This is a genomic window from Citrobacter sp. wls615, assembly GCF_005281355.1.
Lineage (GTDB): Bacteria > Pseudomonadota > Gammaproteobacteria > Enterobacterales > Enterobacteriaceae > Citrobacter > Citrobacter werkmanii.
This window is the reverse complement of record NZ_SZXM01000056.1, coordinates 45,942-70,156: the sequence shown is the minus strand read 5'-3', so window position 1 is coordinate 70,156 and position 24,215 is coordinate 45,942. Positions and strand designations below refer to the sequence as shown.

Here is a 24,215-nt window from a genome sequence, read left to right as displayed (position 1 = left end):
AAGAAATGACCTGCTTATTCGCACCTTCCTTAGCGTATCGCTATCGGCAACGTCATCGGCCTTAGCGACGAGGCTGAAACGGACGTTGTCACCCATCTGGCGGTTCAGCACCTGCCAGTGATGAAGTTGTTGAGTGTGCGCACGGCTGGCGGCGCTTTCGAAGTGGGCAGGTAGGTCATCCTGCAAATCACCGGCAAACAGAATACGGCTTTGTTCGAAATCATCACTGTGGCGCAGCAAGACTTCACTTGCCGGGGTAAAAGCAGACATGGAGTGCTCCTTAAATTGTACAGCCGGGGATTATAGTTGTTTGATGGCATGGATTCGACAAATTTGCTATATTTGCGCCCCTGATAGACAGGAGTGTTTCGCTATGACATCCCGACGAGACTGGCAGTTACAGCAACTGGGCATTACGCAGTGGTCGCTGCGTCGTCCTGGCGCACTGCAGGGCGAAATCGCGATCTCCATTCCTGCGCATATCCGTTTAGTGATGGTTGCTGCACAGCTACCCGCGCTAACCGAACCGTTAATGAGCGATATTTTACGCGCAATAACCGTCAGCCCGGATCAGGTTTTACAATTGACGCCTGACCGTGTCGCCATGCTACCGCAGGGCAGTCGCTGTAATAGCTGGCGGCTGGGAACCGAAGAGCCGCTGCTGCTGGAAGGCGCTCAGGTCGAGAGTCCTGCGTTTAATGAATTACGGGAAAACCCAGCGGCCCGTGCCGCGTTATGGCAACAAATCTGCGCATATGAACACGATTTCTTCCCTCGAACCGACTGATTTACCTGCAGCATTTCAGATTGAAAAACGCGCCCACGCTTTTCCGTGGAGTGAAAAAACATTTGCCAGCAACCAGGGCGATCGCTACCTCAATTTTCAGTTGAGGGTTGACGACGTGATGGCCGCCTTTGCGATTACGCAGGTGGTGCTGGATGAAGCTACGCTGTTCAATATCGCCGTCGATCCTGACTTTCAGCGCCAGGGCCTAGGGCGCGAGCTGCTGGAGCACCTGATCGATGAGCTGGAAAAGCGTGGCATTTTGACGCTGTGGCTGGAAGTGCGCGCCTCAAATGCTGCCGCTATCGCGCTGTATGAAAGCCTGGGCTTTAACGAGGCGACGATCCGGCGCAATTATTATCCGACGGCCGATGGTCATGAAGACGCCATTATCATGGCATTGCCAATCAGCATGTAAGACAAGGTGTAATGATGAAGAAGTGGGACTGGATTTTCTTTGATGCCGACGAAACGCTGTTTACGTTTGACTCGTTTACCGGCTTACAGCGGATGTTTCTCGACTATAGCATTACCTTTACCGCTGAAGATTTTCAGGACTACCAGGCCGTGAATAAACCGCTGTGGGTGGATTATCAAAACGGCGCGATTACGTCATTACAACTGCAGCATGCCCGTTTCCAGAGCTGGGCTGAACGCCTGAAGGTCGAACCAGGCCAGCTTAATGACGCATTTATCAATGCGATGGCGGAGATCTGCTCGCCGTTGCCTGGGGCGGTTTCTCTGCTCAATGCGATTCGTGATAAAACGAAAATCGGTATCATTACTAACGGCTTTACGGCGTTGCAGCAAATCCGCCTTGAGCGGACTGGGCTGCGCGACTATTTCGATCTGCTGGTGATTTCTGAGCAGGTTGGAGTGGCAAAACCCGATCCCCGTATTTTTGACCACGCGCTGGAGCAGGCGGGCAATCCTGATCGTTCCCGCGTGCTGATGGTGGGCGATACCGCAGAGTCCGATATTCTGGGCGGCATTAACGCCGGGCTATCCACCTGCTGGCTAAATACGCACCATCGCGAGCAGCCAGCAGGCATTCAGCCGACCTGGACGGTGGCGTCATTAAGCGAACTGGAGCAGCTCCTGTGTAAACACTGATTGCCTCCCCCCCGTTGATGGGTAAAATAGCCGCAATTTTTCGTATTCAACATGCGCGGCGCATTGCCGCGTTTACTAAGAAGATTGAATTATGACGTTGTCTCCTTATTTGCAGGAGGTGGCCAAGCGCCGCACTTTTGCCATTATTTCTCACCCGGATGCCGGTAAAACGACCATTACTGAAAAGGTGCTGTTATTCGGACAGGCGATTCAGACCGCCGGTACGGTAAAAGGCCGTGGCTCCAGCCAGCATGCAAAATCTGACTGGATGGAGATGGAAAAGCAGCGTGGTATCTCCATTACCACCTCTGTGATGCAGTTTCCGTATCACGACTGCCTGGTGAACCTGCTGGACACCCCGGGGCACGAAGACTTCTCCGAAGATACTTACCGTACTCTGACGGCGGTAGACTGCTGTCTGATGGTTATCGACGCCGCGAAAGGCGTTGAGGATCGTACCCGCAAGCTGATGGAAGTTACCCGTCTGCGCGATACGCCGATCCTGACTTTTATGAACAAACTCGACCGTGACATCCGTGACCCGATGGAGCTGCTGGATGAAGTCGAGAACGAGCTGAAAATCGGCTGTGCGCCGATCACCTGGCCGATTGGCTGCGGGAAGCTGTTCAAGGGCGTTTATCACCTTTATAAAGACGAAACTTACCTGTACCAGACGGGTAAAGGCCACACCATCCAGGAAGTGCGCATTGTTAAAGGGCTGAATAACCCGGATCTCGACGCCGCCGTGGGTGAAGATCTGGCGCAGCAGTTGCGCGACGAGCTTGAGTTGGTGCAGGGCGCGTCTAACGAGTTCGACCATGATCTGTTCCTCGCGGGCGAAATCACCCCGGTCTTCTTCGGTACCGCGCTGGGTAACTTCGGCGTTGACCATATGCTGGACGGCTTAGTGGAGTGGGCGCCTGCGCCGATGCCGCGTAAAACTGATACCCGCACCGTGGAAGCCTCAGAAGAGAAGTTCACCGGCTTCGTGTTTAAAATCCAGGCCAACATGGATCCGAAACACCGTGACCGCGTGGCGTTCATGCGCGTGGTTTCCGGCAAGTACGAGAAAGGCATGAAAATGCGCCAGGTGCGCATTGGTAAAGACGTGGTGATCTCTGATGCGCTGACCTTTATGGCCGGTGACCGTTCTCATGTGGAAGAAGCGTATCCGGGCGATATTCTCGGTCTGCACAACCATGGCACTATTCAGATCGGCGATACCTTCACCCAGGGTGAAATGATGAAGTTCACTGGTATTCCGAACTTCGCGCCGGAGCTGTTCCGTCGTATTCGCCTGAAAGATCCGTTGAAGCAGAAACAGCTGTTGAAAGGGCTGGTTCAGCTGTCGGAAGAGGGCGCGGTGCAGGTCTTCCGTCCAATTGCGAATAACGATCTGATCGTGGGCGCTGTTGGTGTGCTGCAGTTCGACGTGGTAGTTTCGCGTCTGAAGAGCGAGTACAACGTTGAAGCGATTTATGAATCGGTCAACGTGGCGACCGCGCGCTGGGTAGAATGTTCTGACGTGAAAAAATTCGAAGAATTTAAGCGTAAAAACGAAATTCAGCTGGCGCTGGATGGTGGCGATAACCTCACCTATATCGCACCGACCATGGTTAACCTGAATCTCACCCAGGAACGTTACCCTGACGTTCAGTTCCGCAAAACGCGCGAACACTAATCGCCTTCCAGGGCACGGTATCCGCCGTGCCCGGTAACTTTCCCTGTCTTTTAAAACCCTTGCGGAATGTTCTTAAAACCTCTCGTTTTTCTGTTGTTTGCCTGTTTTTTAGTCAATCCGGACTGCGATCACGAAATCCTGAACTATATTTAACAATGTGATGACATAAATATCGGCGTTAAATGCTTTTTAGGCTGCCTGTTGCAGCTTCTATTGCTGATATTTATTCCACTTACAAGATTAGTTGCTGGTTAACGCCGTTTACGGCAGACCATCGCTTTTAGCAAAACATACAGGAATACATCGATGACAATGACAGGACTTAAGATTTCTAAAACGCTGCTGGCCGTGATGCTGACCTCCGCTGTTGCAACGGGTTCTGCTTTTGCAGAAAACGCCACGACGGATAAAGCGCAATCTGGTGTCGAAAGTGCGGGGCAGAAAGTCGATAGCTCTATGAACAAAGTCGGTAATTTCATGGATGACAGCACTATCACAGCAAAAGTAAAAGCTGCGCTGGTGGATCACGAAAGCATCAAGAGCACCGATATTTCCGTGAAAACAGACCAGAAAGTGGTGACGTTAAGCGGGTTTGTTGAAAGCCAGACACAGGCTGAAGAAGCCGTGAAAGTGGCCAAAGGCGTTGAGGGCGTAACCTCAGTGAGCGACAAACTGCACGTACGCGATAGCAAAAGCACCTCAGTAAAAGGCTATGCGGGCGACACGGCAACCACCAGCGAAGTGAAAGCAAAACTGCTGGCTGATGACATTGTCCCTTCCCGTAAAGTGAAAGTAGAGACGACTGATGGAGTGGTTCAACTTTCCGGCACCGTTGACTCAAAAGCACAAAGCGATCGTGCTGAGAGCATCGCCAAAGCGGTTGATGGCGTGAAAAGCGTCAAAAACGACCTTAAAACTCAGTAATTCGACTTAATTCGTCCTCCTGACGTTTGTCGGGAGGCGTGTTGTGCACCACACTAAAAATATCGCCGATGAGCAGCCTGAGCGCTCATAACAAGCGGTGACATTAACTATGGTAAAGGAGAAGCGCATGTTTCGATGGGGCATCATATTTCTGGTTATCGCGTTAATTGCCGCCGCACTGGGTTTTGGTGGACTGGCTGGTACCGCTGCAGGCGCAGCGAAAATTGTTTTCGTGGTGGGGATCATTCTGTTTCTGGTCAGCCTGTTTACAGGGCGTAAACGACCCTAGTAAGTAAACCGTAAAGATAACTTGCTACCAAGCCAGTCCAGTGGACTGGCTTTTACGGTTTTAGCGTCAGGCAATTTGCGTTACTTTGTTGTTCTATTACAAAAACAACAGGAAGGCAGAGGTGGGGCAGAGAATACCCGTCACGCTCGGTAATATTGCGCCATTATCGTTACGTCCGTTCCAACCAGGCAGTATGGCGCTGGTGTGTGAGGGCGGGGGACAAAGAGGCATTTTCACTGCTGGCGTACTGGATGAATTCATGCGTGCGCAGTTTAATCCCTTTGACCTTTACTACGGGACGTCCGCCGGTGCGCAAAACCTTTCAGCCTATCTGTGTAACCAGCCTGGTTATGGCCGTAAAGTCATTATGCGTTACACCACCCGTCGTGAGTTTTTTGACCCGGTACGCTTTGTGCGCGGGGGAAACTTAATCGATCTCGACTGGCTGGTGGATTCGACCGCATCCCAGATGCCGCTGGCGATGGATAACGCCGAGCGTTTGTTTGCCGCAGGGAAAGCGTTTTATATGTGCGCCTGTCGGGGTGATGATTATACACCAGGTTATTTTTCGCCGAACCGACAAAACTGGCTCGATCTCATTCGCGCCTCCAGCGCTATTCCGGGATTCTACCGCACAGGTGTTGCGCTGGACGGTGTGAACTATCTGGACGGGGGAGTAAGCGATGCCATACCCGTGCAGGAGGCGGCGAAGCACGGCGCAAAAACGCTGGTGGTGATCCGCACTGTGCCTTCGCAAATGTACTACACCCCGCAGTGGTTTAAACGTATGGAGCGCTGGCTGGGCGAAAGCAGTCTGCAACCGTTGCTGAATTTGGTCCAGCACCATGAAACCAGCTATCGCGCGATCCAGAGCTTTATTGAAAAGCCGCCGGGTAAGCTGCGAATCTTTGAGATCTATCCGCCAAAACCGCTCCATAGCATGGCGCTGGGCAGCCGTATTCCGGCGCTGCGAGAAGACTATAAGACCGGGCGTTTGTGTGGTCGTTACTTCCTGGCCACCGTCGGCAAGTTGTTGGCGAAAAACGCGCCATTGCCTCGTCAGACGCCGAAGATTGTCGTGCCGGGACCGGTGGTGGTTCCTCCCGCACCGGTGGCCAACGATGCCCACGCGCCGGTGGTGACCAATGCGCCTCAGGCTAACGATACAACGTTTGATAACGAGGATCTGGCGTGAGTTTTCGCTTCATTGATACACATTGTCACTTTGATTTCCCGCCGTTTACTGACGATGAGCCCGCCAGCATTCAACGTGCTGCGGCGGTCGGTGTGAATTGCATCATTGTTCCGGCGACGCAGGCGGCAAACTTTTCCCGCGTACTGGCGTTAGCGGAAAAGTATCCGCCGTTGTTTGCTGCTTTGGGTCTGCATCCCATTGTTATTGAACAACATGGCGATGACAGTCTGGACCAACTGCAGCAGGCGCTGGATACGCGCCCGCAAAAGCTGGTAGCCGTAGGCGAGATTGGACTGGATCTTTACCGGGACGATCCGCAATTTGATAAACAAGAACGGGTGCTGGAAGCGCAGCTTAAACTGGCGAAGCGTTACGAACTGCCGGTGATCCTGCATTCGCGACGGACTCATGACAAATTGGCGATGCATCTGAAGCGCCATGATCTGCCACGAACCGGCGTGGTGCATGGTTTTTCCGGGAGTTTGCAGCAGGCGCAACGCTTTGTGCAACTGGGGTACAAAATTGGCGTTGGCGGCACTATTACCTATCCACGCGCCAGTAAAACCCGTGAGGTGATGGCGCAACTGCCGCTGGAATCACTCCTGCTGGAAACCGATGCGCCGGACATGCCGCTCAATGGTTTTCAGGGGCAGCCTAACCGCCCGGAGCAGGTAGTCAGAGTCTTTGACGTCTTATGCGAACTGCGCCCGGAACCTGCCGACGTGATCGCTGACGTGCTGTATCGTAATACCACGGCGTTGTTTAATATGTGATTGGATTGCGTACCCAGCCGACAAAAGTGTCCGCTTCGTAGGCCTGATAAGCAAAGCGCATCAGGCATATTTTTGCCGGATGGCGGCTGCGCCTTATCCGGCCTACAAAAGTATGCGCTCCGTAGGCCTGATAAGCGAAGCGCATCAGGCATAACTTCGTCGGATGGCAGCTGTGTTTTCTCCGGCCTGCAAATGATGTAGCTGCATCCGGCAATCACAGATACAGCGCCGGGAAAATCAGGTTATCTACTCCACGCTCGCGCAATCCTATCGCCAACTGCTCCACATCCTCTGGCGTTGCGCTCGGCCAGTCTTTTGCTTCGCCATACACCCCATGCGCATGAAAGGCATTCAGCCGCACCGGTACGTCGCCTGACTGCTTAATGAACGCTGCCAGCGCATCAATATGTTGCAAATAATCCACATGGTCGGGGATCACTAACAGGCGTAGCTCAGCAAGCTTTCCCTGCCTTGAAAGAAAGGTAATGCTTTGTTTAATCAGCGTATTATCTCTCCCGGTAAGCTGGCGATGGTACGTGCTATCCCACGCTTTTAAATCGAGCATTACGCCGTCGCACACCGGCAATAGTTTTTGCCAGCCGGTTTCGCTCAGCATGCCGTTACTGTCGACCATGCAGGTCAGATGTTGCAGCAGAGGATCGCTTTTGAGCGCGGTAAACAGCGCCACAATAAACGGTAACTGGGTAGTTGCTTCGCCACCGCTGACCGTAATTCCCTCAATAAACAGGACTGCCTTGCGAATATGCTGCAGCACCTGATCAACGCTCATGGTTTGCGCCATCGGCGTCGCCTGCTGCGGGCACAGGTGCAGGCAGGTGTCGCACTGCTGACACACATCGGACTGCCACCATACTTTCCCTGCACTCAGGCTTAGCGCCTCATGCGGGCAATGCAACACACATTCTCCGCAGTCGTTGCATCGCCCCATCGTCCATGGATTGTGGCAGTTTTTACAGCGCAGATTACACCCTTGCAGGAACAGAGCCAGGCGGCTGCCCGGTCCGTCGACGCAGGAGAAAGGGATCAGTTTACTTACTGAAGCGCATCTGCTGTTCATGGCTTATCACACGAGGTTGTCGTTCCAGAATACGCGTATTGCGTGCGGCCTCTTCACCAAGCCAGGTGGTATTAGTGCGAGATCCTTCGGCACGATATTTTTCCAGATCCGACTGGCGTACCATATAGCCCGTGACGCGGACCAGATCGTTGCCGCTCACGTTGGCGGTGAATTCACGCATTCCGGCTTTAAACGCGCCGAGGCACAGTTGCACCATCGCCTGTGGATTACGCTTGATGGTTTCATCCAGCGTCAGGATATCGCTGATCCCGGCGTGATAATATGCGTGATGCGGCGCGACGGTTTGCAGATGGGTGATCGGGTCAGGTTCATCACCATAAGGCAGACGCGCGCCGGGCGTGGTGCCGATGTCAGAACTGATCCCCGACTGCGCATGCAGCATCGCGCGCTGCTTCCAGCCATACTTCACCGGTGTGCGTTCGACAAACTCCGCCAGTTGGGCGCTAATGCGGTATCCGAGCTGATTGGCGAACGCATCTTTCCCATAGCGGGCGCTTTGTCCTGCCTTTTCACATAGCAGGTTTACCGCTTCCGCCAGACCATACATCCCGAACATCGGCACAAAACGTTCGGGATCAATCAACCCTTCCTGCACGAGGAAGCTATTCTCAAAGAAATGTGATTTCTCGTAGAGGAATTCACATCGTGAATCAATGATGGCGATTTGCTGCTGGCAGTAGTGCGGTAGGGTGCGCGTAAAGAAGTCATCGACAGAGGTGCTGCGCTCTGCGATGGCTTTCAGATTAAGCCTGACCAGCGTGCTGCCGCCTCCGGCGAGCGGTAAAGAGTTGTAACAACTCACGACGCCATACTGACCTTTTGTGAAAATTTTATCATTTTCGGGGCCGTTGGATATATGTGGCTTACTGCACTCGCAGATATTTTGCGCCACGTTGAGCAGCAGATCGTCAGGGGTGATTTGCGGATCATAAATAAATGTCAGATTCGGTGAAACCTGCTTTAGCTCTGCATCTGCGCGTAAAATTGCGCGGGTAACTGGCGTATCGGCGGGGCCGATATTGGCATGCATAAACGCGTCTGGCAGGGTCCTGTCGAGATAACGCCAGAAACGTTTTATTCGAATATCGATCTCATCTTGTGTTAGAATTCTAACATACGGTTGCAACAGGGCGTCGAGCTGACCGAGGTAGACCGGCATTGAGGTCACTGATGGAACGTGGTGGTACAGGATGGTGAGCAAGGACAACGCATCATCAAGGTCGCTGGCTCCTTCAATCTCCAGCCATGAGGAACCGTTGGCCAGAAAACGCGCATAGTCGGGTAAGACATAGCGCGGTTTGAACGGGGCATGACCCTCGTACATATCGCAGATCACCCCGTCATCCAGCGCCTGGCGGGCTTCAGCGGGCAGTTGCGGATAAGGCAGCGCGTTTTCAGCCTCCAGCGCCAGAAAGTGGCGTTTCTGCTCAGGACTGAGCGTCGGGCTGGTCACGATTTGTTGGCACCGCTGTTGCAGCGCGAATTCGCTTGAAGTGGGCATCGTTGGTTCCTTTATGTGCCGAAGGTATCGCGCCATTGTAGAAAGCAACAGCGCCCCAACCTTTGATCCGGATGCGCCTGATGCCACCCCATCGTGTCTGGAAAGGTGAATTATTTGAAGTAGATCTCATTAGAGTAATGCAAATCTGTATGTGGTTTTCATTAACTGTGATGTATATCGAAGTGTAATGGCGAGCGGATGTTAGAATACTAACAAACTCGCAAGGTGAAATTTTATACGGCGAAGCCGTTGGAGAATGTTATGACCGATTTAACAGCAAGCAGCCTGCGTGCCCTGAAACTGATGGACCTGACCACCCTGAATGACGACGACACCAATGAAAAAGTGATCGCGCTGTGTCATCAGGCGAAGACCCCGGTTGGCAACACGGCAGCAATTTGCATCTATCCACGTTTCATTCCTGTTGCGCGTAAGACTCTGAAAGAGCAGGGCACGCCGGATATCCGTATTGCCACCGTCACCAACTTCCCGCACGGCAATGACGACATCGAGATCGCGCTGGCTGAAACCCGCGCGGCGATTGCCTACGGTGCTGACGAAGTTGACGTGGTGTTCCCGTATCGTGCGCTGATCGCGGGTAACGAGCAGGTTGGTTTTGACCTGGTTAAAGCCTGTAAAGACGCCTGTGCTGCGGCAAACGTGCTGCTGAAAGTGATCATCGAAACTGGTGAGCTGAAAGAAGAAGCCCTGATTCGCAAAGCGTCTGAAATTTCTATCAAAGCGGGTGCTGATTTCATCAAAACGTCTACCGGTAAAGTCCCGGTCAATGCGACCCCTGAAAGCGCTCGCATCATGATGGAAGTGATCCGTGATATGGGCGTTTCTAAAACCGTTGGTTTCAAACCCGCTGGCGGCGTGCGTACTGCAGAAGATGCGCAGCAGTTCCTGGCGATTGCTGACGAACTGTTTGGCGCCGACTGGGCGGATTCTCGCCATTACCGCTTTGGCGCATCCAGCCTGTTGGCGAGCCTGCTAAAAGCGCTGGGTCACGGCGACGGTAAGAGCGCAAGCAGCTACTAAGTTTAAATTGCCCATCGTAGGCCGGATAAGGCGCTAGCCGCCATCTGGCATCAATACGACTTGCCGGGGAGCGCACTGCTTACCCGGCCCATAATCGGGAGGTTAACGTGTTTCTCGCACAAGAAATTATTCGTAAAAAACGTGATGGTCATGCGCTGAGCGATGAAGAAATTCGTTTCTTTATCAATGGGATTCGTGACAACACCATCTCTGAAGGGCAAATCGCCGCCCTGGCGATGACCATTTTCTTCCACGATATGACAATGCCCGAGCGTGTGTCGTTAACCATGGCAATGCGTGATTCAGGAACCGTGCTGGACTGGAAAAGCCTGCAACTGAACGGCCCGATTGTGGATAAACACTCTACCGGCGGCGTGGGTGACGTAACGTCCCTGATGTTAGGTCCGATGGTGGCTGCCTGCGGCGGCTATATTCCGATGATTTCAGGGCGCGGCCTGGGTCATACCGGCGGTACGCTCGATAAACTGGAAGCGATTCCTGGGTTTGACATCTTCCCGGACGACGCACGTTTCCGTGAAATTATTAAAGACGTGGGTGTGGCGATTATTGGGCAAACCAGCTCGCTCGCACCGGCGGATAAACGTTTTTATGCCACCCGCGATATTACCGCGACGGTGGATTCCATCCCGCTGATTACCGGCTCTATCCTGGCGAAAAAGCTGGCGGAAGGGCTGGATGCGCTGGTGATGGATGTGAAAGTAGGCAGCGGCGCGTTTATGCCGACCTATGAACTTTCTGAAGCCCTTGCCGAAGCGATTGTCGGCGTGGCGAACGGAGCGGGTGTACGAACGACAGCACTGTTAACCGATATGAACCAGGTGCTGGCTTCCAGCGCAGGTAACGCGGTAGAAGTCCGCGAGGCCGTCCAGTTCCTGACCGGTGAATACCGTAATCCACGTCTGTTAGACGTCACCATGGCGCTGTGTGTGGAAATGCTGATCTCCGGCAATCTGGCGAAAGATGACGCCGAAGCCCGCGCGAAATTGCAGGCGGTGCTGGACAACGGTAAAGCGGCGGAAATTTTTGGCCGTATGGTTGCGGCGCAAAAAGGCCCGACCGACTTCGTCGAAAACTATGCGAAGTATCTGCCGACGGCGATGCTCAGTAAAGCCGTCTATGCTGATACCGAAGGTTTCGTCAGCGCGATGGATACCCGTGCGCTGGGTATGGCAGTCGTTTCTATGGGCGGCGGACGCCGTCAGGCATCGGATACCATTGATTACAGCGTCGGCTTTAGTGACATGGCCCGTTTGGGCGACAGCGTAGACGGACAGCGTCCGCTGGCAGTGATCCACGCGCAAGATGAAGCCAGCTGGCAGGAAGCGGCGAAAGCGGTCAAAGCGGCAATCAGCCTTGACGATAAAGCGCCAGAAATTACACCGACAGTCTATCGTCGTATAACCGAATAACTGTATACTGATCTGATCGCTTTTTTGCGGCGCAGATGTATGGAGAACAAGATGAAACGTGCATTTATTATGGTGCTGGACTCCTTTGGTATTGGTGCGACTGAAGATGCGGATCGCTTTGGCGACGTAGGCTCAGACACTATGGGACACATTGCAGAAGCCTGTGCGAAAGGCGAAGCTGATAATGGTCGCAAAGGCCCACTGAATCTGCCTAACCTGACCCGTCTGGGCCTGGTGAAAGCTCACGAAGGTTCTACCGGTAAAATTGCTGCAGGTCAGGACGGTAACGCGGAAGTCATTGGCGCCTACGCCTGGGCGCATGAACTCTCTTCCGGGAAAGACACGCCGTCTGGCCACTGGGAAATCGCCGGTGTTCCGGTTCTGTTTGACTGGGGCTACTTCAGCGACCACGAAAACAGCTTCCCGCAGGAGCTACTGGATAAACTGGTTAAGCGTGCCAACCTGCCGGGTTACCTCGGTAACTGCCACTCTTCCGGTACTGTGATTCTGGATCAACTGGGCGAAGAACATATGAAAACCGGGAAGCCGATTTTCTATACCTCCGCTGACTCCGTGTTCCAGATTGCCTGTCATGAAGAGACCTTTGGCCTGGATAAACTCTACGAGCTGTGCGAAATCGCCCGTGAAGAGCTGACCGAAGGTGGTTACAACATCGGTCGTGTTATCGCGCGTCCGTTTATCGGTGATAAAGCCGGTAACTTCCAGCGTACCGGTAACCGTCACGACCTGGCCGTTGAGCCGCCAGCGCCGACCGTGCTGCAGAAACTGGTTGACGAGAAAAAAGGTCATGTTGTCTCTGTCGGTAAGATCGCGGACATTTACGCCAACTGCGGTATCACTAAAAAAGTGAAAGCGACCGGTCTGGATGCGCTGTTCGACGCCACCATCAAAGAGATGAAAGAAGCGGGTGACGAGACCATTGTCTTCACTAACTTTGTGGACTTCGACTCTTCCTGGGGCCACCGCCGCGACATCGCGGGCTATGCCGCAGGTCTGGAACTGTTTGACCGCCGTCTGCCGGAGCTGATGGAGCTGGTGGGTGAAGATGATATTCTGATCCTCACCGCCGACCACGGCTGCGACCCGAGCTGGACCGGTACCGACCATACCCGTGAGCACATTCCGGTGCTGATCTACGGCCCGAAAGTCAAACCGGGCTCTTTAGGTCACCGTGAAACCTTCGCGGATATCGGCCAGACGCTGGCGAGCTACTTTGGCACATCGCCGATGGACTACGGTAAAAACATGCTGTGATACCCGTTGCCGGATGGCGCTACGCTTATCCGGCCTACGAGGAACCGTTTTGTAGGCCTGATAAGGCGTAGCCGCCATCAGGCAATAACAACAAATTTAAAGGGAACTGAAGATGGCAACTCCACATATTAATGCAGAAATGGGTGATTTCGCTGACGTCGTATTGATGCCGGGCGACCCGCTGCGTGCAAAACATATTGCTGAAACTTTCCTCGAAGATGTTCGTGAAGTGAACAACGTTCGCGGCATGTTAGGTTTCACCGGTACTTACAAAGGCCGTAAGATCTCCGTGATGGGCCACGGTATGGGTATCCCATCCTGCTCCATCTACACCAAAGAGCTGATCACCGATTTCGGCGTGAAGAAAATCATTCGCGTTGGCTCCTGCGGCGCTGTGCGTATGGACGTCAAACTGCGCGACGTGGTGATCGGTATGGGCGCCTGCACCGACTCTAAAGTGAACCGTATCCGCTTTAAAGATCATGACTTTGCGGCTATCGCTGACTTTGACATGGTACGTAACGCAGTTGATGCGGCAAAAGCGCTGGGCGTTGACGCGCGCGTAGGCAACCTGTTCTCCGCTGACCTGTTCTACTCTCCGGACGGCGAAATGTTCGACGTGATGGAAAAATACGGCGTACTGGGCGTGGAAATGGAAGCGGCGGGCATCTATGGCGTTGCTGCTGAGTTTGGTGCGAAAGCGCTGACTATCTGCACCGTGTCCGACCATATCCGTACCCATGAGCAGACCACTGCCGCTGAGCGTCAGACGACCTTCAACGACATGATCAAAATCGCGCTGGAATCCGTACTGCTGGGCGATAAAGAGTAAGATTGTGCTGTGCCCGGTGGCGCTTCGCTTACCGGGCCTACAACGGCCTGCGGTTGTTACCGGATCGACTTGTAGGCTGGATAAGGCGTAGCCGCCATCCGGCAATCTGCTGTTTATACTGCGAGCCTCATTCCCGAATTACCCTCTCCGCATTGCCTTTTGCTATTAACCCGTTACGTTTGGATTTTGTTTAAGGAATGAACAAAATGTCGAACTATCGTCGTTATTACATTAACGGTGGCACCTGGTTTTTCACGGTTAATCTGAAAAACCGGAAAAGTGATTTACTTGTCCGCCAGATTGCGGAATTACGCTCTGCTATTCGCCGAGTGAAAAATACGAAGCCTTTTCAAATTGATGCTTTTGTCGTGTTGCCTGAGCATCTGCATTGCATCTGGACGCTTCCTGAGAACGATTGTGACTTTTCATCTCGCTGGCGGGAGCTTAAAAAGTTATTTACCAAATCGATAATGCGCCATGACGTGTGGCAGCCACGATTCTGGGAGCACGCGATTCGCGACGAAAAGGATTTTCGCCGACATGCCGATTACCTCTACTTCAACCCCGTGAAGCACGGTTGGGTAAGGCGGGTGCAGGACTGGCCGTTTTCGACCTTTCATCGTGATGTTCGCAATGGCGTTTACCCGGTTGATTGGGCGGGGGAGGTGAGGGATCTTGACGCTGGTGAGTGGCGGTAATGCCGGATGGCGCGTTGCTTATCCGGCCTACAGAAAGCACTCATTTGTAGGCCGGATAAGGCGTAGCTGCCATCTGGCAATTCTTTAACGCACGGCCCGTGCGACCCAATTCGCCAGTTCCCGCAACTCACTCTCCTGTTCCGGAAACGTCGCTATCAGCGCCTCGCACTCCTGTTGTAGCATATCCGCGCGGTACAAACACCCTTGCAGTCGCCCCGCCAGCGCTTCCAGCGGCGCGGGATTGAGGCTGTCGGTAAAGACCTGTGCACGGGTGATATGACCTTTTTCGACGTCGAAATGTAGCTCGACGCCGCCCCAGGTGAAACGTTCGTCCAGCAGATGGCTGAACGCCGGTGCCTGGCCGAAATTCCACTCCCAACTGCTCTGGCGCGCAAAGGTTTCGGCAAAATTCGGCAGATCCGGCGTTTTATCCGGGGATATCACCTCCGCTTCGACGCGTTCGCCGTAATGGGCGAAAAAGGCGTCCGTGACCGCCTGGCAGACCTGTTCATGGGTAATGCCCGGTAATAGCTCGGTAAGGTTGGCCACGCGGGAGCGAACGGAGGTAATCCCTTTCGCCGCGAGTTTCTTTTTATCCGGATTCAGATAGTTCGCCAGGCGGCTGAGGTCAGCATTCAGCAGCAGCGTACCGTGATGGAAGCCGCGATCTTTGGTTTCGCGATAGGCTGAACCAGAGACTTTGCGATCGCCGTCCGGCGTTTTCACCACCAGATCGTTGCGTCCCGAAGCATCGGCCATAACGCCCAATGAATTCAATGCGTTGAGTACGATAGCGGTAGAGATAGTTTTGTCGTATTCCGGTTTGCCGGCCATAAAGGTAAAGCAGGTATTGCCTAAATCATGAAACACCGCGCCGCCGCCGCTGCTGCGACGAGCGAGCCGCACGTGATCCTCTTCCATACGGCGGGTATTGCACTCTTTCCATGGGTTTTGCGCCCGGCCAATCACCACCGTATCGGCGTTACGCCATAAGAACAGAACGCGCTGCGTGGCGGGCATCTGGCGAAATATGCACTCTTCAACCGCCAGGTTAAACCACGGATCGTAAGAGTCTGAGATAAGCAGACGCAGGGTAGTCATAGCGATTTCCTTTTCTTAATCATCTTTATCTTCTTCCTGCACCGGTTTGTTGGCGGTAAGCAGGAACGGCGATTGTTGCCAGCGGGTGCGTTTACCTTGCAGTAAGGTCCGGGTCAGCACCACGCCAATCGCCAGTGACAGGAGCAGCATAAGGCGTAGAATGTTGGTGGTGTTATCCACCTGTTTGGCCTCGGTGGCGAGCGTGTGGGTATCCAGCGTCAGGCGCAGATAGCCCAGTGGACCATTTTTGCCTTGAATGGGTTCGACAATCTGCTGGTTGAAATATCCCCCGGCTTTTTTACCGTCCAGCGCCAGTCGGTCACGAACGTTAACGCTCTCACCGGTACGGGTAATCAGGTCACCCTGTTCATCGTACACGCCCGCATCCAGAATACGGCTACTTTCCGTCAACTGCGTGAGCACTGCTTTAATGCGTTTTTCATCCGGTGTTTCGGTATGCATCAGCGGTGCGACGTTTAATGCGACCTGACGTGCCAACGTACGGGCCAGCTCTTCCAGTTGCGGATTACGTTGTTGCTGGTGGCTTTGACTAAACCAGGATGCGCCCTGCATCAGGGCGACGAGTAGCGCCAGGCAGGACAATACAATCACTGCACGATGTAGTCGGAATTTCAGTTTTGTGCGAGCCATATTCCACCTGCTGAAAATTTGAGACTTAATGTTGCCAGAAGCGCTGGTTACAGGGTAGCCTCATGCGTTATTTTCCCCTGGATGATTCCGACCCGAACGATTTTACAGGAGCTTTAATGCCTAACATTACCTGGTGCGATCTACCTGAAGATGTCTCTCTGTGGCCAGGTCTGCCCCTCTCTTTAAGTGGCGATGAAGTCATGCCGCTGGATTACCACGCGGGCCGTAGTGGCTGGCTGCTGTATGGTCGCGGGCTGGATAAACAACGTCTCACGCAATACCAGAGCAAACTGGGCGCGGCGATGGTGATCGTGGCCGCCTGGTGCGTTGAGGATTATCAGGTGATTCGCCTGGCAGGTTCGTTAACGCCGCGTGCGGCAAAACTGGCGCATGATGCCAAACTGGATGTTGCGCCACTCGGCAAGATTCCACATCTGCGTACGCCGGGTTTGCTGGTGATGGATATGGATTCAACGGCGATCCAGATCGAGTGCATTGATGAAATCGCGAAGCTGGCCGGCACCGGTGAGATGGTTGCCGAAGTTACCGAACGTGCGATGCGCGGTGAGCTGGACTTTACCGCCAGCCTGCGCAGCCGTGTGGCAACGTTGAAAGGTGCGGATGCCAATATTCTGCATCAGGTACGCGAAAATTTACCGCTGATGCCTGGCCTGACTCAACTGGTGTTGAAGCTGGAAACGCTGGGTTGGAAAGTGGCCATCGCCTCCGGTGGGTTTACCTTCTTTGCGGATTATCTGCGTAATAAGTTACGTCTGACGGCGGCTGTAGCAAACGAGCTGGAGATCATGGACGGGAAATTTACCGGCAACGTGATTGGCGACATCGTCGATGCGCAGTACAAAGCCAATACCCTGACCTGTCTGGCGCAAGAGTATGAGATCCCGATGGCGCAGACGGTGGCGATCGGCGACGGCGCGAACGATCTGCCGATGATCAAAACCGCGGGGTTGGGCATTGCGTATCATGCCAAACCCAAAGTGAATGAAAAGACAGAGATTACTATCCGTCACGCCGATCTAATGGGGGTGTTCTGCATTCTCTCCGGCAGCATGAACCAGAAATAGTTTTGATGCCGGATAAGCGTCAGCGTCATCCGGCAAAAGCGTTAACGAAAGAGGTAAAACGTGGCAAAAGCTCCAAAACGCGCCTTTGTTTGTAATGAATGCGGGGCCGATTACCCGCGCTGGCAGGGGCAATGCAGCGCCTGTCAGGCCTGGAACACTATTACCGAGGTGCGCCTTGCCGCGTCGCCGACGGTGGCGCGTAACGAGCGGCTCAGCGGCTATGCCGGGAATGCGGGTGTCGCAAAAGTGCAGAAGCTGTCTGACATCAGCCTTGAGGAATTGCCGCGTTTTTCCACCGGATTTAAAGAGTTTGACCGCGTGCTGGGCGGTGGGGTGGTACCTGGCAGCGCTATTCTGATTGGCGGTAACCCTGGCGCGGGCAAATCGACGTTGCTGCTGCAAACGCTGTGCAAGCTCGCCGAGCAGATGAAAACGCTGTACGTCACCGGCGAAGAATCGCTACAGCAGGTGGCGATGCGCGCGCATCGGCTTGGCCTACCGACGGCGAATCTGAACATGCTGTCGGAAACCAGCATCGAACAAATTTGCCTGATTGCCGAAGAAGAACAGCCGAAGCTGATGGTGATCGACTCCATTCAGGTGATGCACATGGCGGATATTCAGTCTTCGCCGGGCAGCGTGGCGCAGGTGCGCGAAACGGCCGCTTACCTGACGCGCTTTGCCAAAACGCGCGGCGTGGCGATTGTGATGGTAGGTCATGTGACGAAAGACGGATCGCTGGCGGGGCCAAAAGTGCTGGAGCACTGTATCGACTGCTCGGTGCTGCTCGACGGCGATGCCGACTCCCGTTTCCGTACCCTGCGTAGCCATAAAAACCGCTTTGGCGCGGTGAATGAGCTGGGCGTCTTTGCCATGACCGAGCAGGGCCTGCGTGAAGTCAGCAATCCTTCCGCTATCTTTTTAAGCCGTGGCGATGAAGTTACTTCCGGTAGTTCGGTGATGGTGGTCTGGGAAGGTACGCGTCCGCTGCTGGTAGAGATTCAGGCGCTGGTCGATCACTCAATGATGGCGAACCCGCGTCGCGTGGCGGTCGGTCTGGAACAGAACCGTCTGGCGATTCTGCTGGCGGTGCTGCATCGTCACGGCGGCTTGCAGATGGCGGATCAGGATGTGTTCGTCAACGTGGTCGGTGGTGTCAAAGTCACCGAAACCAGCGCCGATCTGGCGCTGCTGCTGGCAATGGTCTCCAGCCTGCGTGACAGACCGCTACCGCAGGATTTGGTGGTCTTTGGCGAAGTGGGACTGGCGGGCGAGATTCGCCCGGTGCCGAGCGGCCAGGAGCGTATTTCTGAAGCGGCGAAGCATGGCTTCCGTCGGGCGATTGTGCCTGCCGCCAACGTCCCGAAAAAAGTGCCGGAAGGGATGCAGGTTTTTGGCGTTAAAAAGCTTGCAGATGCGTTAAGCGTGTTTGACGACTTATAATCCTCTGTATGCAGTGATGTTGTATAATTTGCCGGATGGCGACGCAATGCGTCTTATCCGGCCTACGGATTGATGTTGTAGGCCTGATAAGCGAAGCGCCATCAGGCAGTGTTACGCGATTTTTCCAGCAGGAGGCTCTTGTGTCATCATTCGACTATCTCAAAACCGCCATAAAGCAAAAGGGCTGTACCCTGCAACAGGTGGCGGATGCCAGTGGCATGACCAAGGGATATTTAAGCCAACTGCTGAATGCCAAAATCAAAAGCCCCAGCGCGCAAAAGCTGGAGGCATTGCACCGTTTTCTCGGGCTGGAGTTTCCGCGCCAGCAGAAAAATATCGGTGTGGTATTCGGTAAGTTTTATCCGCTGCACACCGGCCACATCTATTTGATCCAGCGCGCCTGTAGTCAGGTCGATGAGCTGCATATCATCATGGGGTATGACGATACGCGCGATCGCAGCCTGTTTGAAGACAGCGCCATGTCGCAACAGCCGACGGTGCCCGATCGTTTACGTTGGCTGCTACAAACATTTAAATATCAGAAAAATATCCGAATTCATGCCTTCAACGAAGAGGGTATGGAGCCGTATCCGCACGGTTGGGACGTGTGGAGCAACGGGATCAAAACGTTTATGCAGGAGAAAGGGATCCAGCCAAACTGGATCTACACCTCTGAAGAATCAGATGCCCCGCAGTATCTCGAACATTTGGGGATCGAAACCGTGCTGGTGGATCCCAAGCGGACGTTTATGAGCATTAGCGGTGGGCAAATCCGTGAAAACCCGTTTCGCTACTGGGAGTATATTCCGACCGAAGTGAAGCCGTTTTTCGTGCGCACCGTGGCGATCCTCGGCGGGGAGTCGAGCGGCAAATCGACGCTGGTGAACAAGCTTGCCAATATCTTTAACACCACCAGTGCGTGGGAATACGGCCGTGATTATGTCTTCTCCCATTTGGGCGGCGATGAGATGGCGTTACAGTATTCTGACTACGATAAAATCGCCCTGGGACAAGCGCAATACATTGATTTTGCTGTTAAGTATGCCAATAAAGTCGCGTTCATCGACACCGATTTCGTGACCACTCAGGCCTTCTGTAAAAAGTATGAAGGGCGAGAACATCCGTTTGTGCAGGCCCTGATTGACGAGTATCGCTTTGACCTGGTGATCCTGCTGGAAAACAACACCCCATGGGTGGCGGATGGCCTACGCAGCCTTGGAAGCTCAGTTGACAGAAAAGCGTTTCAGACGCTGCTGGTCGAGATGCTGCAGGAAAACAATATCAATTTTGTACACGTTAAGGAGCCTGACTACGACGGCCGCTTCCTGCGCTGTGTGGAGTTGGTGAAAGAATTGATGGGCGAGCAGAGGTAGGTTTTAATGCCGGATGGAGCTTCGCTTATTCGACCTACAAGTCGCACTAATCTCGTAGGCCGGATAAGGCGTAACGCCGCCATCCGGCGCTTAACGCTAATTACTTAGAAATACGCTTGTACTTAATACGTTTCGGCTCCAGCGCATCGGCGCCCAGCGTACGTTTCTTGTACTCTTCGTATTCGGTAAAGTTACCTTCGAAGAACTCAACCTTACCTTCGTCCTGGTAATCCAGAATGTGGGTGGCGATACGGTCAAGGAACCAACGGTCGTGCGAGATAACCATCGCGCAACCCGGGAACTCCAGCAGGGCGTTTTCCAGCGCGCGCAGGGTTTCGATATCCAGGTCGTTGGTTGGTTCATCGAGCAGCAGCATGTTGCCGCCAACCTGCAGCAGCTTCGCCAGGTGCAGACGACCACGCTCACCACCGGACAGCTCGCCGACGCGTTTGCCCTGATCCACACCTTTGAAGTTGAAGCGGCCCACGTAGGCACGGCTTGGCATCTCGGTGTTGCCAATGCGCATGATATCCAGCCCGCCGGAAACTTCTTCCCACACGGTTTTGCTGTTGTCCATGGCGTCACGGAACTGGTCAACGGAGGCCAGTTTGACGGTTTCACCCAGCGTGATGGTGCCGCTGTCAGGCTGTTCCTGGCCGGACATCATACGGAACAGGGTAGATTTACCCGCGCCGTTCGGACCGATGATGCCGACAATTGCGCCTTTCGGCACGGAGAAGCTCAGGTCGTCAATCAGCACGCGATCGCCGTAGGATTTACGCAGATTGGTGACTTCAACGACTTTATCGCCCAGACGTGCTCCAGGTGGAATAAACAGTTCGTTGGTTTCGTTACGTTTCTGGTATTCGGTGTTGTTCAGCTCTTCAAAGCGTGCCAGACGGGCTTTACCCTTAGACTGACGGCCTTTAGCGCCCTGACGCACCCACTCCAGCTCTTTCTCAATGGATTTACGGCGAGCCGCTTCCTGAGAGGCTTCCTGGGCCAGACGCTGATCTTTTTGCTCAAGCCAGGAAGAGTAGTTACCTTCCCACGGAATACCTTCGCCGCGGTCAAGCTCCAGGATCCAGCCGGCAACGTTGTCGAGGAAGTAACGGTCGTGGGTGATCGCCACCACGGTGCCTTCGAAGTCGTGCAGGAAGCGTTCCAGCCACGCGACGGATTCCGCATCCAGGTGGTTGGTCGGTTCGTCGAGCAGCAGCATGTCTGGTTTTTCCAGCAGCAGACGGCACAGCGCAACGCGGCGGCGTTCACCACCGGAGAGATTCTCAATTTTAGCGTCCCAGTCCGGCAGACGCAGGGCGTCAGCGGCGCGCTCAAGCTGCACGTTCAGGTTATGGCCGTCGTGCGCCTGGATAATTTCTTCAAACTTGCCCTGTTGTGCGGCCAGTTTATCGAAGTCGGCGTCCGGCTCGGCGTACTTGGCGTACACTTCATCCAGACCTTTCAGTGCACTAACCACTTCGGCAACCGCTTCTTCAACGGATTCTCGAACGGTATGTTCCGGGTTCAGTTTTGGTTCCTGCGGCAGGTAACCGATTTTAATGCCGGGCTGTGGGCGAGCTTCACCTTCGATATCGGTATCAATACCGGCCATGATGCGCAGCAGGGTAGATTTACCCGCACCGTTCAGACCGAGAACACCGATTTTGGCGCCAGGGAAGAAGCTCAGTGAGATGTTTTTAAGAATATGACGTTTCGGCGGAACGACTTTGCCGACACGATGCATGGTATAAACGAATTGAGCCACGTGGACTTCGCCTCTTTTATAGTGATGAATAGAGTTATCAAAGGCGAAGTGTAGCCTTTTTCATTGCCCAATCCCAGCCAGCAGATCTCACTCGCAACAAAAGTAAAAAAGTGTCCGTGACGTGGCGCATTCTGCAATGTCTGGTTAGCATGAATTAATTAAGCGGCATGATGCTGCACAGACGTAACATGAGAAGAGGAAGAGCTTGTGGACAAAGCCAATCAATTTACCTGGCGCCTGCTGGCAGCCAGCGTATGTCTGCTGACAGTCAGTCAAGTGGCGCGAGCCGATTCCCTGGATGAGCAGCGCAATCGCTATGCGCAAATTAAGCAAGCCTGGGACAACCGACAGATGGATGTCGTAGAGCAGATGATGCCCGGCCTGAAGAACTATCCTCTGTACCCGTATCTGGAATATCGTCAGATCACTGACGACCTGATGAATCAGCCCACGATTACTGTCACCAATTTTGTGCGCGCCAACCCGACGCTGCCTCCGGCGCGTACGTTGCAATCGCGTTTCGTGAATGAACTGGCGCGCCGCGAAGACTGGCGTGGACTGCTGGCGTTCAGCCCGGAAAAACCGGGTACCACGGAAGCGCAATGTAACTATTACTTCGCAAAATGGAGTACCGGACAAACCGAAGAAGCCTGGCAGGGCGCGAAAGAACTGTGGTTGACCGGGAAAAGTCAGCCGAACGCCTGTGACAAATTATTTGGCGTATGGCGCGCCTCAGGCACTCAGGATCCGCTGGCGTATCTGGAGCGTATTCGTCTGGCGATGAAAGCCGGGAATACCGGTCTGGTGACGGCGCTGGCCGGACAGATGCCCGCGCAATACCAAACCATTGCCTCTGCGATCATCTCGCTGGCCAACGATCCGAATTCGGTGATGACTTTTGCACGCACCACCGGTGCCACGGATTTCACCCGACAGATGGCGGCGGTCGCCTTTGCCAGCGTGGCGCGTCAGGATGTAGAAAACGCCCGCCTGATGATCCCGTCCCTGGTGCAGGCGCAACAGCTTAATGACGAGCAAACCCAGGAACTGCGCGACATTGTTGCCTGGCGTCTGATGGGCAATGACGTCACCGACGAGCAGGCCAAATGGCGTGATGATGCGATTATGCGCTCCAATTCCACTTCGCTTGTGGAGCGCCGCGTGCGCATGGCGCTGGGAACCGGCGATCGTCGAGGCCTGAATACCTGGCTGGCGCGTCTGCCAATGGAAGCAAAAGAAAAAGACGAGTGGCGCTACTGGCAGGCGGATCTGCTGCTGGAGCGCGGACGCGATGCGGAAGCCAAAGAGATCCTGCACCAGCTCATGCAGCAGCGTGGTTTCTATCCGATGGTGGCGGCACAGCGTCTGGGCGAAGAGTACGAGCTGAAAGTGGATAAAGCGCCAGAGAACGTTGATTCTGCGCTGACTCAAGGCCCGGAAATGGCGCGCGTGCGCGAGCTGATGTACTGGAACATGGATAATACCGCGCGCAGTGAATGGGCGAATCTGGTCACCAGCCGTACCAGGTCCGAGCAGGCTCAGTTGGCGCGTTACGCGTTCAACAATCACTGGTGGGATCTGAGCGTGCAGGCGACGATTGCCGGTAAGCTGTGGGATCATCTGGAAGAGCGCTTCCCGCTGGCCTACAAGGATCTGTTTACCCGCTACACCAGCGGCAAGGATATACAGCCGAGCTATGCGATGGCGATAGCGCGTCAGGAAAGCGCCTGGAACCCGAAAGTGAAATCGCCGGTCGGCGCCAGCGGGCTGATGCAGATTATGCCGGGCACGGCGACGCATACGGTGAAAATGTTCTCGATTCCGGGTTACAGCAGCCCGAGCCAGCTACTGGATCCTGATACCAACATCAACATCGGAACCAGCTATTTGCAGTATGTTTACCAGCAATTCGGTAATAACCGCATTTTTGCGTCGGCGGCCTATAACGCCGGTCCGGGGCGCGTTCGCACCTGGCTTGGCAATAGCGCTGGCCGCATTGATGCCGTCGCGTTTGTCGAAAGTATTCCGTTCTCAGAGACGCGTGGCTACGTGAAGAATGTGCTGGCTTACGATGCGTACTATCGCTATTTCCTCGGCGATAAACCGGAGTTGATGAGCGACGCAGAATGGCAACGTCGTTACTGATCGTATCGATTGTG

At 54.2% G+C, this 24,215-nt stretch carries 22 protein-coding genes and 1 pseudogene; 17 read left to right on the top strand and 6 right to left on the bottom strand.

Going from position 1 to position 24,215, the window contains the following annotated elements; genetic code table 11:
* Positions 1-270 (bottom strand): annotated as a pseudogene (locus FDX04_RS14940) (hypothetical protein); the annotation flags it as partial.
* A 103-nt stretch (positions 271-373) separates the two neighbouring features.
* Here FDX04_RS14940 and holD point away from each other — a divergent pair.
* The 8 genes from holD to FDX04_RS14900 all read left to right on the top strand — a co-directional run bounded on the left by holD (position 374) and on the right by FDX04_RS14900 (position 6,759).
* The gene (gene holD, locus FDX04_RS14935) at positions 374-787 is read left to right on the top strand and encodes a DNA polymerase III subunit psi (protein ID WP_038636992.1); all 414 of its coding nucleotides are present in this window, start codon (positions 374-376) and stop codon (positions 785-787) included.
* A complete protein-coding gene (gene rimI, locus FDX04_RS14930; RefSeq protein WP_038636994.1) occupies positions 756-1,202 on the top strand; it encodes a ribosomal protein S18-alanine N-acetyltransferase in 447 nt (148 codons plus the stop codon). Before holD ends, rimI begins: the two co-directional genes overlap by 32 nt.
* A 14-nt stretch (positions 1,203-1,216) precedes the next feature.
* The gene (gene yjjG, locus FDX04_RS14925; protein ID WP_008786125.1) at positions 1,217-1,897 is read left to right on the top strand and encodes a pyrimidine 5'-nucleotidase; all 681 of its coding nucleotides are present in this window, start codon (positions 1,217-1,219) and stop codon (positions 1,895-1,897) included.
* A gap of 91 nt (positions 1,898-1,988) precedes the next feature.
* Positions 1,989-3,578 carry a peptide chain release factor 3 gene (gene prfC / locus FDX04_RS14920; protein ID WP_137361767.1) on the top strand — a complete coding sequence of 530 codons (1,590 nt, stop codon included), beginning with the start codon at positions 1,989-1,991 and terminating at the stop codon, positions 3,576-3,578.
* Positions 3,579-3,884: 306 nt separating this feature from the next.
* Complete coding sequence (gene osmY / locus FDX04_RS14915; RefSeq protein ID WP_137350431.1) at positions 3,885-4,502, top strand: molecular chaperone OsmY; 618 nt, start codon at positions 3,885-3,887, stop codon at positions 4,500-4,502.
* 127 nt (positions 4,503-4,629) lie between these two features.
* On the top strand, positions 4,630-4,791 hold the full coding sequence (locus FDX04_RS14910) for a DUF1328 domain-containing protein (protein WP_003019081.1): 162 nt from the start codon (positions 4,630-4,632) through the stop codon (positions 4,789-4,791).
* A gap of 121 nt (positions 4,792-4,912) precedes the next feature.
* Positions 4,913-5,986, top strand: a complete 1,074-nt coding sequence (locus FDX04_RS14905; RefSeq protein ID WP_137361768.1) for a patatin family protein — start codon at positions 4,913-4,915, stop codon at positions 5,984-5,986.
* A complete protein-coding gene (locus tag FDX04_RS14900; protein ID WP_137361769.1) occupies positions 5,983-6,759 on the top strand; it encodes a metal-dependent hydrolase in 777 nt (258 codons plus the stop codon). The genes FDX04_RS14905 and FDX04_RS14900 overlap by 4 nt, the downstream gene beginning before the upstream one ends.
* 214 nt (positions 6,760-6,973) lie before the next feature.
* Here FDX04_RS14900 and FDX04_RS14895 read toward each other — a convergent pair whose 3' ends face one another.
* Both FDX04_RS14895 and FDX04_RS14890 read right to left on the bottom strand, forming a co-directional pair.
* Positions 6,974-7,837, bottom strand: coding sequence for a YjjW family glycine radical enzyme activase (locus tag FDX04_RS14895; protein WP_137371166.1), 864 nt, complete (start codon positions 7,835-7,837; stop codon positions 6,974-6,976).
* Complete coding sequence (locus FDX04_RS14890; RefSeq protein ID WP_137371165.1) at positions 7,809-9,359, bottom strand: YjjI family glycine radical enzyme; 1,551 nt, start codon at positions 9,357-9,359, stop codon at positions 7,809-7,811. The genes FDX04_RS14895 and FDX04_RS14890 overlap by 29 nt, the downstream gene beginning before the upstream one ends.
* 261 nt (positions 9,360-9,620) lie before the next feature.
* Here FDX04_RS14890 and deoC point away from each other — a divergent pair, with 261 nt between their 5' ends.
* From deoC to FDX04_RS14865, 5 genes are all read left to right on the top strand, one after another.
* The gene (deoC, locus tag FDX04_RS14885; RefSeq protein ID WP_042312514.1) at positions 9,621-10,400 is read left to right on the top strand and encodes a deoxyribose-phosphate aldolase; all 780 of its coding nucleotides are present in this window, start codon (positions 9,621-9,623) and stop codon (positions 10,398-10,400) included.
* Positions 10,401-10,507: 107 nt separating this feature from the next.
* Positions 10,508-11,830 (top strand): thymidine phosphorylase, encoded by a 1,323-nt coding sequence (deoA, locus tag FDX04_RS14880; protein ID WP_137371164.1) that lies wholly within the window; start codon positions 10,508-10,510, stop codon positions 11,828-11,830.
* A 51-nt stretch (positions 11,831-11,881) separates the two neighbouring features.
* Positions 11,882-13,105: a phosphopentomutase gene (gene deoB, locus FDX04_RS14875; RefSeq protein WP_137371163.1), complete on the top strand. Its 1,224-nt coding sequence runs from the start codon at positions 11,882-11,884 to the stop codon at positions 13,103-13,105.
* A gap of 112 nt (positions 13,106-13,217) precedes the next feature.
* Entirely contained in the window at positions 13,218-13,937 is a 720-nt protein-coding gene (gene deoD / locus FDX04_RS14870) for a purine-nucleoside phosphorylase (RefSeq protein WP_000224864.1), read from the top strand.
* A 206-nt stretch (positions 13,938-14,143) separates the two neighbouring features.
* Complete coding sequence (locus FDX04_RS14865; RefSeq protein ID WP_000073956.1) at positions 14,144-14,635, top strand: transposase; 492 nt, start codon at positions 14,144-14,146, stop codon at positions 14,633-14,635.
* A gap of 84 nt (positions 14,636-14,719) precedes the next feature.
* Here the strand turns inward: FDX04_RS14865 and lplA are convergent, their stop codons facing one another.
* The gene (lplA, locus tag FDX04_RS14860; RefSeq protein ID WP_137360203.1) at positions 14,720-15,736 is read right to left on the bottom strand and encodes a lipoate--protein ligase LplA; all 1,017 of its coding nucleotides are present in this window, start codon (positions 15,734-15,736) and stop codon (positions 14,720-14,722) included.
* A 15-nt stretch (positions 15,737-15,751) separates the two neighbouring features.
* Positions 15,752-16,387 carry a YtjB family periplasmic protein gene (locus FDX04_RS14855; protein ID WP_038637011.1) on the bottom strand — a complete coding sequence of 212 codons (636 nt, stop codon included), beginning with the start codon at positions 16,385-16,387 and terminating at the stop codon, positions 15,752-15,754.
* 116 nt (positions 16,388-16,503) lie between these two features.
* On the opposite strand from FDX04_RS14855, the gene serB reads away from it, so the two are divergent.
* The 3 genes from serB (at position 16,504) to nadR (ending at position 20,288) form a co-directional block, all read left to right on the top strand.
* A complete protein-coding gene (gene serB, locus FDX04_RS14850) occupies positions 16,504-17,472 on the top strand; it encodes a phosphoserine phosphatase (protein ID WP_137371162.1) in 969 nt (322 codons plus the stop codon).
* Between the two features lie 60 nt (positions 17,473-17,532).
* Positions 17,533-18,915, top strand: coding sequence for a DNA repair protein RadA (gene radA / locus FDX04_RS14845; RefSeq protein ID WP_003829944.1), 1,383 nt, complete (start codon positions 17,533-17,535; stop codon positions 18,913-18,915).
* A 140-nt stretch (positions 18,916-19,055) separates the two neighbouring features.
* Positions 19,056-20,288 (top strand): multifunctional transcriptional regulator/nicotinamide-nucleotide adenylyltransferase/ribosylnicotinamide kinase NadR, encoded by a 1,233-nt coding sequence (gene nadR / locus FDX04_RS14840; protein ID WP_137371161.1) that lies wholly within the window; start codon positions 19,056-19,058, stop codon positions 20,286-20,288.
* A gap of 100 nt (positions 20,289-20,388) precedes the next feature.
* Here nadR and ettA read toward each other — a convergent pair whose 3' ends face one another.
* A complete protein-coding gene (ettA, locus tag FDX04_RS14835; RefSeq protein WP_003829940.1) occupies positions 20,389-22,056 on the bottom strand; it encodes an energy-dependent translational throttle protein EttA in 1,668 nt (555 codons plus the stop codon).
* A 207-nt stretch (positions 22,057-22,263) separates the two neighbouring features.
* Here ettA and sltY point away from each other — a divergent pair, with 207 nt between their 5' ends.
* Positions 22,264-24,201 (top strand): murein transglycosylase, encoded by a 1,938-nt coding sequence (gene sltY, locus FDX04_RS14830; RefSeq protein ID WP_123268663.1) that lies wholly within the window; start codon positions 22,264-22,266, stop codon positions 24,199-24,201.
* Positions 24,202-24,215: the final 14 nt, after the last annotated feature.

Excerpts from the sequence above, each read along its gene's own strand:
- holD (WP_038636992.1), top strand. The coding sequence starts at position 374 with ATGACATCCCGACGAGACTGGCAGTTACAGCAACTGGGCATTACGCAG.
- rimI (WP_038636994.1), top strand. The coding sequence starts at position 756 with ATGAACACGATTTCTTCCCTCGAACCGACTGATTTACCTGCAGCATTT.
- yjjG (WP_008786125.1), top strand. The coding sequence starts at position 1,217 with ATGAAGAAGTGGGACTGGATTTTCTTTGATGCCGACGAAACGCTGTTT.
- prfC (WP_137361767.1), top strand. The coding sequence starts at position 1,989 with ATGACGTTGTCTCCTTATTTGCAGGAGGTGGCCAAGCGCCGCACTTTT.
- osmY (WP_137350431.1), top strand. The coding sequence starts at position 3,885 with ATGACAATGACAGGACTTAAGATTTCTAAAACGCTGCTGGCCGTGATG.
- FDX04_RS14910 (WP_003019081.1), top strand. The coding sequence starts at position 4,630 with ATGTTTCGATGGGGCATCATATTTCTGGTTATCGCGTTAATTGCCGCC.
- FDX04_RS14895 (WP_137371166.1), bottom strand. The coding sequence starts at position 7,837 with ATGAACAGCAGATGCGCTTCAGTAAGTAAACTGATCCCTTTCTCCTGC.
- FDX04_RS14890 (WP_137371165.1), bottom strand. The coding sequence starts at position 9,359 with ATGCCCACTTCAAGCGAATTCGCGCTGCAACAGCGGTGCCAACAAATC.
- deoC (WP_042312514.1), top strand. The coding sequence starts at position 9,621 with ATGACCGATTTAACAGCAAGCAGCCTGCGTGCCCTGAAACTGATGGAC.
- deoB (WP_137371163.1), top strand. The coding sequence starts at position 11,882 with ATGAAACGTGCATTTATTATGGTGCTGGACTCCTTTGGTATTGGTGCG.
- deoD (WP_000224864.1), top strand. The coding sequence starts at position 13,218 with ATGGCAACTCCACATATTAATGCAGAAATGGGTGATTTCGCTGACGTC.
- FDX04_RS14865 (WP_000073956.1), top strand. The coding sequence starts at position 14,144 with ATGTCGAACTATCGTCGTTATTACATTAACGGTGGCACCTGGTTTTTC.
- lplA (WP_137360203.1), bottom strand. The coding sequence starts at position 15,736 with ATGACTACCCTGCGTCTGCTTATCTCAGACTCTTACGATCCGTGGTTT.
- FDX04_RS14855 (WP_038637011.1), bottom strand. The coding sequence starts at position 16,387 with ATGGCTCGCACAAAACTGAAATTCCGACTACATCGTGCAGTGATTGTA.
- serB (WP_137371162.1), top strand. The coding sequence starts at position 16,504 with ATGCCTAACATTACCTGGTGCGATCTACCTGAAGATGTCTCTCTGTGG.